At 67.4% G+C, this 12,007-nt stretch carries 14 protein-coding genes; 5 read left to right on the top strand and 9 right to left on the bottom strand.

Annotated features, from left to right (window positions below):
- The first annotated feature begins 60 nt into the window (after positions 1-60).
- The gene (locus ACZK5G_RS03725) at positions 61-546 is read left to right on the top strand and encodes an asparaginase domain-containing protein (RefSeq protein WP_032130424.1); all 486 of its coding nucleotides are present in this window, start codon (positions 61-63) and stop codon (positions 544-546) included.
- A 120-nt stretch (positions 547-666) separates the two neighbouring features.
- Here the strand turns inward: ACZK5G_RS03725 and ACZK5G_RS03720 are convergent, their stop codons facing one another.
- From ACZK5G_RS03720 to sufT, 6 genes are all read right to left on the bottom strand, one after another.
- Positions 667-2,406: a S8 family peptidase gene (locus tag ACZK5G_RS03720; RefSeq protein WP_004144921.1), complete on the bottom strand. Its 1,740-nt coding sequence runs from the start codon at positions 2,404-2,406 to the stop codon at positions 667-669.
- A 378-nt stretch (positions 2,407-2,784) separates the two neighbouring features.
- Positions 2,785-3,807, bottom strand: coding sequence for a M23 family metallopeptidase (locus ACZK5G_RS03715; protein ID WP_164080373.1), 1,023 nt, complete (start codon positions 3,805-3,807; stop codon positions 2,785-2,787).
- Between the two features lies 1 nt (position 3,808).
- On the bottom strand, positions 3,809-4,144 hold the full coding sequence (locus tag ACZK5G_RS03710; RefSeq protein WP_012510131.1) for a transcriptional regulator: 336 nt from the start codon (positions 4,142-4,144) through the stop codon (positions 3,809-3,811).
- Positions 4,141-4,797, bottom strand: a complete 657-nt coding sequence (locus ACZK5G_RS03705) for a hypothetical protein (RefSeq protein ID WP_049463522.1) — start codon at positions 4,795-4,797, stop codon at positions 4,141-4,143. Before ACZK5G_RS03705 ends, ACZK5G_RS03710 begins: the two co-directional genes overlap by 4 nt.
- Positions 4,798-4,971: 174 nt before the next feature.
- Positions 4,972-6,066: a branched-chain amino acid aminotransferase gene (locus tag ACZK5G_RS03700; protein WP_010481775.1), complete on the bottom strand. Its 1,095-nt coding sequence runs from the start codon at positions 6,064-6,066 to the stop codon at positions 4,972-4,974.
- A gap of 59 nt (positions 6,067-6,125) precedes the next feature.
- Positions 6,126-6,677, bottom strand: a complete 552-nt coding sequence (gene sufT, locus ACZK5G_RS03695) for a putative Fe-S cluster assembly protein SufT (RefSeq protein WP_005415385.1) — start codon at positions 6,675-6,677, stop codon at positions 6,126-6,128.
- 122 nt (positions 6,678-6,799) lie between these two features.
- Here sufT and ACZK5G_RS03690 point away from each other — a divergent pair, with 122 nt between their 5' ends.
- Complete coding sequence (locus ACZK5G_RS03690) at positions 6,800-7,219, top strand: hypothetical protein (protein ID WP_478465385.1); 420 nt, start codon at positions 6,800-6,802, stop codon at positions 7,217-7,219.
- A 316-nt stretch (positions 7,220-7,535) separates the two neighbouring features.
- On the opposite strand, the gene ACZK5G_RS03685 is transcribed toward ACZK5G_RS03690, so the two are convergent.
- Positions 7,536-8,996 (bottom strand): NAD(P)(+) transhydrogenase (Re/Si-specific) subunit beta, encoded by a 1,461-nt coding sequence (locus ACZK5G_RS03685; protein ID WP_478465383.1) that lies wholly within the window; start codon positions 8,994-8,996, stop codon positions 7,536-7,538.
- Complete coding sequence (locus ACZK5G_RS03680) at positions 8,993-9,313, bottom strand: NAD(P) transhydrogenase subunit alpha part 2 (RefSeq protein ID WP_005408173.1); 321 nt, start codon at positions 9,311-9,313, stop codon at positions 8,993-8,995. Before ACZK5G_RS03680 ends, ACZK5G_RS03685 begins: the two co-directional genes overlap by 4 nt.
- Before the next feature lie 98 nt (positions 9,314-9,411).
- Here ACZK5G_RS03680 and ACZK5G_RS03675 point away from each other — a divergent pair, with 98 nt between their 5' ends.
- Genes ACZK5G_RS03675 through ACZK5G_RS03665 form a run of 3 tightly spaced genes read left to right on the top strand, consistent with a single transcriptional unit; the run spans position 9,412 to position 10,784 of the window.
- Positions 9,412-9,996: an RNA polymerase sigma factor gene (locus tag ACZK5G_RS03675; protein WP_478465381.1), complete on the top strand. Its 585-nt coding sequence runs from the start codon at positions 9,412-9,414 to the stop codon at positions 9,994-9,996.
- Positions 9,993-10,319: a hypothetical protein gene (locus tag ACZK5G_RS03670; protein WP_197617095.1), complete on the top strand. Its 327-nt coding sequence runs from the start codon at positions 9,993-9,995 to the stop codon at positions 10,317-10,319. The genes ACZK5G_RS03675 and ACZK5G_RS03670 overlap by 4 nt, the downstream gene beginning before the upstream one ends.
- Positions 10,320-10,322: 3 nt before the next feature.
- Positions 10,323-10,784, top strand: a complete 462-nt coding sequence (locus ACZK5G_RS03665; protein ID WP_279912948.1) for a DUF3106 domain-containing protein — start codon at positions 10,323-10,325, stop codon at positions 10,782-10,784.
- Between the two features lie 100 nt (positions 10,785-10,884).
- Here ACZK5G_RS03665 and ACZK5G_RS03660 read toward each other — a convergent pair whose 3' ends face one another.
- On the bottom strand, positions 10,885-11,964 hold the full coding sequence (locus tag ACZK5G_RS03660) for an NAD(P) transhydrogenase subunit alpha (RefSeq protein ID WP_478465380.1): 1,080 nt from the start codon (positions 11,962-11,964) through the stop codon (positions 10,885-10,887).
- Positions 11,965-12,007 lie beyond the last annotated feature (43 nt).

The raw sequence follows: 12,007 nt of genomic DNA, 5'->3' as shown, positions 1-12,007 counted from the left end.
TATCATCTGTGTTCCTGGCCCCGCGCCGCTGTACCTGTCCTGGTTTCGCGCATGCACATGATGGAAGAGCTCCTGGTCGTCACCACCGGTGGCACGATCGACAAGATCTACTTCGACGACAAGTCGGACTACCAGATCGGCGACCCCCAGATCGGCATGATCCTGCGCGAGCTGGGCGTGACGTTCCGCTTCAACGTGATTCCGATCCTGCGCAAGGATTCGCTGCACATCAACGATGAGGACCGCGAACTGATCCGCGCCACCATCGCCGCGCAGCCGACCCGCCACGTGCTGGTGACCCACGGCACCGATTCGATGGTGCAGACCGGCCAGGTGCTGGCGACGATCCCGGACAAGACCATCGTGATGACCGGCGCGCTGAGCCCGGCGCGTTTCCGCGGCTCGGATGCGGAGTTCAACATCGGCTGCGCGATCGGTGCGGTGCAGTCGCTGCCGAGCGGCGTGTACATCGCGATGAACGGGCGGATTTTCGACCCGCAGCACGTGCGCAAGAACGTGGCCGCGAACCGCTTCGAATCGGTCTGAGGAACAGCGTGCCGACCAAGGTCGGCACCTACCACGACGCGGCGGCTCGCATCACCGCGCGTCCCCATGCAAAAACGCCCCGGCCGGAGCCGGGGCGTGCCCATGGAGAGGGGCTTGGGCTCAGTACTGGGCGTTGAGGGTCAGGCCCGAGAAGGTGCTGTAGGCCTTCACCCGCACATACCACGTGCCGGCAGCCGGACTGTTGATGGTGCAGGTCTCGCTGTTGCCGCTCAGGTACGGGCGGCAGGTGTAGGCGGTATCGGTCGGGGCACTGCCCTGGCGCACGTACAGGTCGGCATCACCGCTGCCGCCACTGATCGCCACGCGCAGCTGGGTGCTGCCGGCCGGAACGTTCACGGTGTAACTCAGCGAAGCGCCGCTGGCAGCGCCCAGGCCGGTCACCGGAACGTTGTTCTGCAGCACGTTGCCACCCGGGTTCGGGCCGCCACCGTTGATCGCCGCAGCCACGGCCGCGTCGGCGTCGATGATGCCGGCGCCGCAGCCGCCCGAGCAGGCGCCCGGCAGCGGACGTGCGGTGCTCTTGATGATGCTCTCCACCTGCGCCGGGCTCAGCGGGCTCGGGGCAACGGACTGCATCAGCGCGACCACGCCGGCCACGTGCGGTGCTGCCATCGAGGTGCCGTTGTACGAAGCGTAGCTGGCGCTGCCCGGGGTGGTGGTGCCGCTGTTGAGGGTGGACAGGATGCCCTGGCCCGGTGCCGAGATATCGATGCCGTTGCCATAGTTGGAGAAGCTGGCACGCGCACCGGCCGAGGTGGTGGCCGCCACTGCGATCACGTTCGGGCAGTTGGCCGGCACCGACGAGGACACGTTGGTGTTGCTGTTGCCGGCGGCGACCACCACGGTGGTGCCACGCCCGACAGCGCCATTGATCGCGTTCTGGTAGGTGGTCGAACAGCTGCCGCCGCCGCCCAGCGAGAGGTTGATGACCTCGGCCGGATTGGCATTGGCCGGCACGCCGCTGACGCTGCCGCCGGACGCCCACACGATCGCGTCGGCAATGTCGGAGGTGTAACCGCCGCACTTGCCGAGCACGCGCACCGGCACGACCTTGGCGTTGAACGCAGTACCTGCCACGCCGGTGCTGTTGTTGGTCACCGCCGCTACCGTGCCGGCCACGTGGGTACCGTGCCAGCTGGAATTCGAACCCGGGTAGCCCGCCTGGCACTCGTTGTCGCCGTACCAGTCGCCCTCATCGTTCGGGTTGTTGTCGCGGCCGTTGCCGTCGCGCGCCATCGCCGCATCACTGATGAAGTCGTAGCCCGGCAGGATGTTGGCATTGAGGTCGGCGTGGTTGGTGATGCCGGTGTCGATCACCGCCACGACCACACCGGTGCCGGTGGCCTTGTCCCAGGCCGGCCGGATGTTGATGCCGGCATTGGAGGTGCCGAAGCCCCATTGCTCGCTGAAGCGGGTGTCGTTCGGGGTCAGCGTGGCACGCATGATCTGGTCGACTTCAACGTATTCCACGTTCGGGTCGGCGGCCAGCTTGCGCATCAGCTGCTCGGATTCGGCCTGGTCGAGCGGACGATCGGTCTTGACCAGGGTCGGGCCGACGGCCAGCTTGCGGACCTGCTGCAGGCCCAGCGCGCGGCCCTGGCTGCTGGCCAGGCCGGCGGCGGCACTCTTCAGCGAAGAGGCCAGTGCGGTGGTGTTGGCCACCGGCGCGCTGCCGTCGCGGTACTTCACGATGAAACGCTGGTGGGTCTGTGCGGACTGCAGGCCGCTGAGCTGGACATCACCGGCCAGCGCAGGCGTGGCCAGCAGCAGCGATGACAGAACGGACGCACCAAGGACCACCCACACTCGACGCACACGCGGTTGCGTTACCTGGGACATCGTATTTCCCTTTCTTGTGGTGTGAATGCCGGAATCGGCAGAAGCACCGGCCCGAACCCTGGGCTGGCTTGCGTTGGCGAGGTTCGAAGTCCGGCGAGCCAGCGGATCCCCCTAACGATCCGCCGTGCAGATGACGCTAATGACCAAAACCGGACACCACAAGATTTTCAGCGTCTTTTCAGCAAGATGAAATGTTCGTTCTGAGACTTTTCGGGTCGAGGGTTTGTGAAGGTGAAGGAACTTTCTCCTGCCCTGCACGCACCTGACTGGGTCATCACATGTCCTGCGATGGCTTTGCCGACATCGGCGTCCACTGCTGACACCAACGACAGCGCAGCGTGCCCGCGGCGTGCCTGCCCATCGCGTCGGACGCGCTGACTACTTTGCCTGCGGGAGGCGCGCCGGCCGGATCCGCTGACCTTTGACCGGCTCGCCGCGTGCAACCGGCTGGCCATCGGCCACGTAACCGGAGAACTGTGCCGGCAGCGCTTCGCCGACACCGAATACAGGGCCTGCCTGCAGTTGGTAGTGCAGGTGCGGCTCGGAGGAATTGCCGCTGTTGCCGCAGTCACCGAGGTGCGCGCCGCTGCGGACAGCCTGTCCCTGCGCGACCCGCACACTGCCCTGGCGCAGGTGCGCCAGCACCGAGTATTCCTCGTTGCCGTGGTCGAGGATGACGCGGTTGCCGGTGAGCTGGGCGGCATTCATCTGGCCCGGCACGTTGTCGGCGACACCCTCGATCACCTCCACCACCGTGCCGTCGGCGGGCGCGAGGATCGGGCGACCGAAGCAGTAGTAATCATCGTTGCGCAGGCCATCGCCACGGTGCGACCGGCCATCGCGGACCACCAGCAGATCCAGCGCGAAGCGCTGGCCGGCATGGGCCGCATGGTAGTTCTGTTCGACACTGCGCCCGCCCCAGAACACGAAGTACTCATCGTCGAACGGCAGTTGCAGCCGTGTGCGGGTCTGGTAGTCGAGGAACCCGCTCGCTGCGGCCTGCGGCGGCGTGGTCTGGAGCGGGCGGATGTAGAAGCCGCCAATCCGCCCGTCTGCATCGATGGCCCACAGCACCTGGATCAGGTCCGGGCTCCTGGCGAAGCGCGCCTGCCGCAGATAGGTATCGAATCCATCAACCTTCTCGACCTTCTCACTGACCAGCTCGGTTTCTGCACCCCAGCCCGCCAGCACCTGCTCGCGCAGCGCCACCAGGTTCTGCGGGGACTGCAGCCCCGCCTGCATCTGCGGCGTCATCCGTTCCCACAGTGCGTCGATGTGCCCTTCGTAGAACTGCGTGGTCAGCGCAGCTCCCTGTTGGCGCGGATCTGCAGCCGCAGCCGCGCCGATGAGGGCAGAGAAGGAAACAACCAGAACTGCAAACAGGCGCGGGAGCAATGTCATGTCAGGCGTCCTTTCGATCCGGATCGGGAATGCCGGCAACGATCGCCGCCAGCTGTGTGCGGTACTCGGCCAGGGCAGTGCGGCCCATCGGCGTCAACTGCAGGGTGGTCAGCGGGCGCTTGCCGCGGAACGACTTGTCGATGGCGACCAGTCCAGCAGCCTCCAGCTTGCTCAGATGGCTGGACAGGTTGCCCTTGCTCAACCCGCTGAGATGTTCGACAAAACCGAACTCGGCGGATTCGGCACCTGCCAGGATCGACAGGATCAGCAGGCGTGCCGGCTCGTGGATCAAGCGGTCGAGCTGGAGCAGCGCTCTGGAGTCAGGCAGCTGGGTCATTCGGCGTTCGTCCGCGCCGCCATGAACGCGCGCATCTCTACCTGCAGCCGGTGGAAGCGCTGGTGGTCACGCCAGCCGACCACGATCAGTGCGATGGATGCCAGCGGGAACACCGCCGTGCTCGGGCCGAAGCCATACGTCTGCCCGGTGAAGGCCAGCGCGGCCTGGCACAACAGGAACACGCCCACGATGAACTCCAGCGGTGTACGCAGCCAGCGCCACACCACCCAGGGCAGCAGCGCTACCACGGCCAGGTAACCGATGGCGCGCAGGTCCCAGGGCAGCTCGCCCATCGGCGCCAGCCGGGTCAGCACGCTGCCGATCACCAGCACGCTTACCAGCGCGGTGAAGGCAATGAAGAAGCGCTGGAAATTGCGCTCGACCGGCGTGACCTGCTCCTCAACCTGGCCCAGGCGCTGGTAGTAGCGGCGCGCCAGCCACTGCTTGCCGACGATCCACAGCACCGGCACGGCAATCAGCACGATGCGCAGCGCCAGGGTGGTCGGCAGCAGCGCGCCGGCAAGGAACGAGGCCAGGCAGGCAATGCCGCCTGCCATCGCCGACAGGCCCCCGGCACTTCGCGAGTACCGCGAATATTCACGGGTCAGCGCCTGCAGGCGCGAGGAAGGATCAATGACGGACGGCTGCTGCATGACACGCTCCATCGGGGTCGCTTGAATTTAGTTTGCAGTGCAAACCTATTTGCGTCAAGCGCCCGCCTGCTGCGGTCGACGGGCGGGCCCACAACGCAGAAAGCCCGTCACTGGGACGGGCTTTCAAGAAGCGCCGCCGGGCATGGCCCGGCGCTACCGGTTCAACGCGGGCGATCAGCCCAGCTTGACCAGCCAGTTGTGGCGGTCCGGCAGGCGGCCGTACTGGATGTCGGTCAGTTCCTTGCGCAGCGACATGGTCACTTCGCCGGCCGGTGCGTTGATGTCGCCCACCGAGAAGCCTTCGCCCTTCAGCTGGCCGATCGGGGTGACCACCGCAGCGGTACCGCAGGCGAACACTTCGGCGATCTCGCCGGAGGCAACGCCGTCCTTCCACTCGTCGATGCTGACCTTGCGCTCTTCGACCTTCATGCCGCGGTCGCGGGCCAGCTGCAGGATGCTCTCGCGGGTGATGCCTTCGAGGATGCTGCCCGACAGCTGCGGGGTAACCAGCGTGCCGTCCTTGTAGACCAGGAACACGTTCATGCCACCCAGTTCTTCCAGGTACTTGCCCTCGACCGGGTCGAGGAACAGCACCTGCGAGCAGCCCTGTGCCTGCGCCTTCTGCTGCGGCAGCAGCGAGGCGGCGTAGTTGCCACCGCACTTTGCGGCACCGGTGCCACCCTTGGCCGCACGTGCGTACTCGGTCGACAGCCAGATCGACACCGGGGCGACGCCCTTGGCGAAGTACGGGCCGGCCGGGCTGGCGATGACGTAGTAGCCGGCCTTGTGCGCGCCGCGCACGCCGAGGAAAGCTTCGTCGCCGATCATGAACGGACGGAAGTACAGGCTCGACTCATCGGCCGACGGCACCCAGGCGCTGTCGACGGCGATCAGCTGCTTCAGCGATTCGACGAAGATCTCCACCGGCAGTTCCGGCAGCGCCAGGCGCTGCGCCGAACGCTGCAGGCGACGGCCATTGGCATCCGGGCGGAAGGTCCAGATCGAACCGTCGGCATGGCGGTAGGCCTTGATGCCCTCGAAGATTTCCTGGCCGTAGTGCAGCACGGCCGCGGCCGGGTCCAGCTGCAGCGGACCGTAGGCGCGCACGTTGGCGTTGTGCCAGCCGGTGTCCTTGTCCCAGCGCACTTCCACCATGTGGTCGGTGAAGTGCAGGCCGAAACCCGGCTTCTCCAGGATCTGGGCGCGCTCTTCAGCGCTGCGCGGGTGGTCCGAACGGGTGACGGCGAAGCTGGGAATGGACTGGGACACCGGAGATTTCCTGTTCTGGTTGCGGGTAATGCCCGGCCCGCGTCACTGCGGGCCGTGGGTCAAAGCATGCCGGTCTCGAGCCGGGCCGCCTCGGACATCATGTGCTGGTTCCACGGCGGGTCGAACACCAGGTCGACGTCGGCCTCGGCCACCGTCGGAATCATCTCGAGCTTGCTGCGCACGTCGTCGACCAGGATCTCGCCCATGCCGCAGCCCGGTGCGGTCAGGGTCATCTTCACGTCGATCTCGCGCTTGCCTTCGTCCAGGTGCTTGATCTCGACCTCGTAGACCAGGCCCAGTTCGACGATGTTCACCGGAATTTCCGGATCAAAGCAGGTGCGCAGCTGCTGCCACACCAGCTGTTCCACCTGTTCATCGGTGGCGTCAGCCGGCAGCTCGAGCGGTGCCGGTGCCTCCTTGCCGATGGCGTCGCCGTCCTTGCCGGCGATGCGGAACAGGTTGCCCTCGACGAACACCGAATAACTGCCGCCCAGCGCCTGGGTGATGTACCCATAGCTGCCGGCGGGCAGGGTCACGGTGTCGCCCTGCGGGACCATCACGGCCTCGCAATCGCGTTCGAAGTGGACAGGTTCGCTGCTACGGGAATACATGGGGACCGATATGGGGCCGTGGCCAAGGCCACGCAAGACGGCATTCTAGCCCAGCCGCCCTGCCGCCGCCGGTGCACTGCGGCAAACCACAGTATCCTGTGGGTGATCTTCAGGGAGCTTCGATGTCCTCCAATGCCGCGCGTGCCAGGACCGTGACCTGGCTCTGGCCCATCATGCTGTTGCTGGGTCTGCTTGTTGCTCCCCTCGCCTGGATGATGCTGGCGCTGATGACCGGCCGGCAGGTCGGCTGGATGGCGGTACTGACCGCCCTGGAACTGGTGTTCATGCTGCGCATGGGCACGCTGGGCCCGGGCCGGCTGCGCATCGCCCTGGTCGTGCTGGGCACCCTGCTGGTGGCGGCCGTGGCCAACTGGGCCATCGCCAGCGCGTGGATGGGCGGCTCGATCGGGCTGGACCTGTGGGACGCCACCCTGCGGATGGGCCCGCACCTGGCCTGGACCCTGATCACCCTCGCCAATGGCGCGATGGAATGGCTTTGGCTGGCCCTGGGCGTGACCGTGGGCGCCTGGCTGGCGCGCTGACCCACCGGCAGGTAGTGCCGGCCGCTGGCCGGTAGAAGCGTGCGGACCAAGGTCCGCACCTACCCGATGCAACCACCACGCATGGATTCGGTAGTGCCGGCCGCTGGCCGGCAAATGCGTGCGGACCAAGGTCCGCACCTACCGGGCGCAGCCGCCATGCGTGGATTCGGTAGTGCCGGCCGCTGGCCGGCAGAAGCGTGCGGACCAAGGTCCGCACCTACCCGATGCAACCACCACGCATGGATTCGGTAGTGCCGGCCGCTGGCCGGCAGAAGCATGCGGACCAAGGTCCGCACCTACCCGATGCAGCCGCCGCTCAATGCCCGCCGTCGAGCGCCTTCAGTTCGCTCACCAGCGAGGCCGCCGCTTCCGCACCATCGCCGTACAGCATGCGGGTGTTGTCGGCGTAGAACAGCGCATTCTCGATGCCGGCAAAACCGGTGCCCTTGCCGCGCTTGATCACCACCACGTTGCGCGCGTTGACCACATCCAGCACCGGCATGCCGTAGATCGGGCTGGCCGGGTCGGTACGCGCGACCGGATTGACCACGTCGTTGGCCCCGATCACCAGCACCACATCGGTGTTGGCGAATTCCGGGTTGATGTCGTCCATGTCGGCGATCAGGTCGTAGGGCACACCCGCTTCGGCCAGCAACACGTTCATGTGCCCAGGCATGCGCCCAGCCACCGGGTGGATCGCGAACTTCACCTTCACCCCGCGCTGGCCCAACCGCTGTGCCAGCTCCCAGATCTTGTGCTGGGCCTCGGCCACGGCCATGCCGTAGCCGGGCACGATCACCACGCGTTCGGCGAAGGCCATCATCGCCGCCACGTCAGCTGCTTCGATCGGCTTCTGCGAACCGGAAATCGCCTGCGCCTCGCCCGCCGCAGCGCCGCCGAAATTGGAGAACAGCACGTTGCGGATCGGCCGGTTCATCGCCTTGGCCATCAGCCGGGTCAGCAGGATGCCCGCCGCGCCGACCATCATGCCGGCGATGATCAGCGCCTCGTTGCCCAGCACATAGCCTTCGAACGACACCGCCAGGCCGGTGAACGCGTTGTACAGCGAGATCACCACCGGCATGTCGGCGCCACCGATCGGCAGCGTCATCAGCACGCCCAGTGCCAGTGCCAGCACGAAGAACGCGACGATCGCCCAGGTGTTGAGCGTGCTGGCCGCGATGATCGCCAGCACCACCACCGCCAGTGCCACCAGCAGGTTCATCACCTGCTGGCCCGGCCAGGTCACGCGCTTGTCCAGGCGGCCATCGAGCTTGGCCCAGGCAATCACCGAGCCGGACAGCGACACCGCACCGATGGCCGCGCCGACCACCGCCAGCAGCAGCACCATGCCCGAGGGTTGGCGGGCAGCGAGGTCGGCCAGCGCCTGTGCGCTCCAGTGGCTGGTATCACGGTTGGCGAGGAAGGCGTAGCGCAGCAGTTCCACTGCACCGATGGCCGCGGCCGAGCCGCCGCCCATGCCGTTGTACAGCGCCACCATCTGCGGCATGTCGGTGATGGCAACCTTGCCGGCCGACCACCAGGCCAGGCCCGCGCCAAGCAGCAGCGCCACCAGGATCAGCGGCACGTTATGCAGTTCGGGCAGGAAGAACGTCGCCACCGTGGCCAGCAGCATGCCCAGCCCGGCCCAGCGGATGCCGCTGCGCGCGGTCAGCGGCGAGGCCATGCGCTGCAGGCCCAGCAGGAACAGCGTGGCGGCGACGAGGTAGCTGGCCTTGACCAGCCAATCGAGCAGTTCGACGGTGCTGATGTTCAAGCCTGCGGCTCCTTCGGCTCGTCCTTGCCGCCCTTGGGCGCGCTCGGCTTGAACATTTCCAGCATGCGCGCGGTGACCACGTAGCCACCGGCGGCGTTGCCGGCACCAAGCACCACGGCGAGGAAGCCCAGGGCTTTCTCCAGCGGTGTCTGCGCGTGCCCCAGCACCACCATCGCACCGATCAGCACGATGCCGTGGATGAAGTTGGAGCCCGACATCAGCGGGGTATGCAGGATCACCGGCACCCGCGAAATGATCACGTGGCCGGCGATGGCTGCCAGCATGAAGATGTACAGCGCTACGAACCCGTCACTCACCGGCAACGCTCCTGCTCTGTCTTCGTCGTCCCATCATAACCATGGGCTGAACCCGGTGCGCGCCCGGCGTCAACCGAAGCCGCGCTCACGCGTTGTCGATGGTGACCCCGAGCGAGGAACCGTACCCTGTGCTGGTGAGCAGCCCCGTCCCCCCGAGCGCCGAGACCGATGCCCTGCCGGCGTCGCTGGAGGCGTTCCTGGCCAGTGTTGGCCCGAGCGCGTTCCGCTTCGCCGAGGCCGGCCTGCGCCAGCGCGAAGACGCCATGGACGCGGTGCAGGACGCGCTGCTGCGCATGCTGGACTACGCCGACAAGCCGGCTGCCGAATGGGCCCCGCTGTTCTGGAGCATCCTGCGCCGGCGCGTGATCGACGTGCAGCGCCGGCGCCGCTTCCGACTGCCGTTCTGGCGCGACAACCAGGACGCGGAAGGCGGCGAGATCGACTGGGCCGACCCCGGCCCGGACCCGGCACAGGCGCACGAACAGCGCCAGCAGTACCAACAGCTGGTGGACGCGTTGCGCCGCCTGCCCGCCCGCCAGCGCGAGGCCTTCACCCTGCGCGTGCTGCAGGACCTGGACGGGGCCACCACCGCCCGCGCCATGGGCTGCAGCGAAGGCGCGGTAAAAACCCATCTGGCACGCGCCCGCCAGGCGCTGCAGGATTATCTGGAGACCCATCCGTGAACCGCTCCCTGCCTTCCGATGACACCCTGCGCAGCCTGCACGCGCAGTCGCTGCAGGCGTTGTCGCCGGCAACGCTGGCCCGGCTGCGCCAGGCTCGCCATGGCGCCATGGCCGCCCATCGCGGGCGCTGGCGCTGGTGGCTGGCCAGTGCCTGTTCACTGGTGGTGGCACTGGGTATCGGCCTGCAGTTCACCGGCCACGGCACCCTGACGGGCCCTGCGCCGGCACCTGTGCTTGCCTCGGCAGAAGACAACAGCGCGCTCTACGACGAAAATCCCGATCTGTACCTGTGGCTGGGCGATACCGACCTGGCGATGGAGTGAATCATGTCCCGACTGCACACCCTGCCCCTGCTGATGACCCTGTTGCTGCTGCCGGCCTTCCCGGCACTGGCGCAGAGCGCCGCGCCCGCATCTGCCGCACGCCCTGCGCCGGCCGCACCGCTGCCGGCGTGGGAACACCTGAGCGAAGCGCAGCGCGAATCCCTGCTGGCGCCGCTGCGCGACCGCTGGAACAGCGCCGATGCCGGCCAGCGCCAGCGCATGCTTTCGCATGGCCAGCGCTGGCAGTCGATGAGCCCTGAGGAGCGTGACAAGGCCCGCCGTGGCCTGCGCCGTTTCGAGCACATGAACCCGGAACAGCGTGAGCAGGCCCGGGCCCTGTTCGGTCAGATGCGGAACATGCCGCCGGAACAGCGCGACGCCCTGCGCGAGCGCTGGTCGCAGATGACGCCGGAACAACGCAAGGACTGGGTGCGCGACAACCCGCCGCCGGCGAAGCCGCGGTAACGCCGGCATCCGCAGGGTGGGTGCGGACCCTGGTCCGCACGCTGGGCCGTTCCTCCACGCATGGCGTGGATCTACCGGGAAGGCAACCGGCGCTGCCGGCTCACGCCTGCCAGCGTGTCTTCGCCAGCAACTCGTCGTCCCAGTCGAAACTGAGCTCCCCTTCGCGCACGAACAAGGCGACGAAGTTGAGCAGGTTGCGCGCGTACATCTCGCTGGCCTGGGTCGCGCCGCGGCTGGCCAGGCCCAGCGGGCCATCGATGGTCACGCCCTGATGTTCGATGCACTGCCCCGGCTGGGTCAGTGCGCAGTTGCCGCCGCTCTCTGCCGCCAGATCGACAATGACGCTGCCGGTGGCCATGCCTTCCACCATCGCGGCAGTCACGATCGTCGGCGCCGGTCGCCCCGGTACCGCTGCCGTGCAGATCACCACATCCACGCTGCGCAGGTGGTCGGCCAGCCGGCGCTGCTGCTCGGCGCGTTCCTCATCGGTCAACGCACGCGCATAGCCGCCTTCACCGGCTGCACTCACACCAAGATCAAGGAAGCGCGCGCCCAGCGACTGGATCTGCTCGCGGGTTTCCGGGCGCACGTCGAAACCTTCCACCTGTGCACCGAGACGACGTGCGGTAGCGATGGCCTGCAGACCGGCCACACCGGCACCGATCACCAGCACCTTGGCCGGGCGCACGGTACCGGCGGCGGTGGTCAGCATCGGGAAGAAACGCGGCGCACGCTCGGCCGCGATCAGTGCCGCCTTGTAACCGGCCATGCCGGCCTGCGAGCTGAGTACATCCATCGCCTGCGCGCGGGTGGTGCGCGGCAGCTGCTGCAGTGGGAACAGGTGCAGGCGGTCGCCAGCGGCCAATGCCGCAAGCGCCGGATCACTGGCCGGAATCAGCAGGCCGACCACGCTGGCAGCGGGCTTGAGCTGCTCCAGGACCGCCACCGGCGGTGCCTGCACGCACAGCAGGATATCGATCTCGGCCCAGCGACCTTCATCGAACACACGTGCACCGGCGTCGTCATAGGCAGCATCGGTAAATCCCGCCGCCAGACCGGCGCCGGCCTCATACCAGACAGTGATGCCCAAGGCACCGAGCTTGCGCGCGGTTTCCGGCGTCAACGCCACGCGCCGTTCGCCCGGCGCGGTCTCCTTGATCCCCAGCAACGCCACGGCCATGCAGGTCCCCGCTGATCGGTGAGTTTTCCCGATCCTAGCAGGC

It is taken from the genome of Stenotrophomonas sp. 62841_Sma (assembly GCF_056482945.1).
This window is presented reverse-complemented; position numbering and strand designations above follow the sequence as displayed.

What these genes read in the sequence shown, in the direction of transcription:
- ACZK5G_RS03705 (WP_049463522.1), bottom strand. Translation starts at nt 4,797, where the DNA reads ATGCAGCAGCCGTCCGTCATTGATCCTTCCTCGCGCCTGCAGGCGCTG.
- ACZK5G_RS03665 (WP_279912948.1), top strand. Translation starts at nt 10,323, where the DNA reads ATGTCCCGACTGCACACCCTGCCCCTGCTGATGACCCTGTTGCTGCTG.
- ACZK5G_RS03660 (WP_478465380.1), bottom strand. Translation starts at nt 11,964, where the DNA reads ATGGCCGTGGCGTTGCTGGGGATCAAGGAGACCGCGCCGGGCGAACGG.
- ACZK5G_RS03720 (WP_004144921.1), bottom strand. Translation starts at nt 2,406, where the DNA reads ATGTCCCAGGTAACGCAACCGCGTGTGCGTCGAGTGTGGGTGGTCCTT.
- ACZK5G_RS03675 (WP_478465381.1), top strand. Translation starts at nt 9,412, where the DNA reads ATGGTGACCCCGAGCGAGGAACCGTACCCTGTGCTGGTGAGCAGCCCC.
- ACZK5G_RS03725 (WP_032130424.1), top strand. Translation starts at nt 61, where the DNA reads ATGGAAGAGCTCCTGGTCGTCACCACCGGTGGCACGATCGACAAGATC.
- sufT (WP_005415385.1), bottom strand. Translation starts at nt 6,677, where the DNA reads ATGTATTCCCGTAGCAGCGAACCTGTCCACTTCGAACGCGATTGCGAG.
- ACZK5G_RS03715 (WP_164080373.1), bottom strand. Translation starts at nt 3,807, where the DNA reads ATGACATTGCTCCCGCGCCTGTTTGCAGTTCTGGTTGTTTCCTTCTCT.
- ACZK5G_RS03690 (WP_478465385.1), top strand. Translation starts at nt 6,800, where the DNA reads ATGTCCTCCAATGCCGCGCGTGCCAGGACCGTGACCTGGCTCTGGCCC.
- ACZK5G_RS03710 (WP_012510131.1), bottom strand. Translation starts at nt 4,144, where the DNA reads ATGACCCAGCTGCCTGACTCCAGAGCGCTGCTCCAGCTCGACCGCTTG.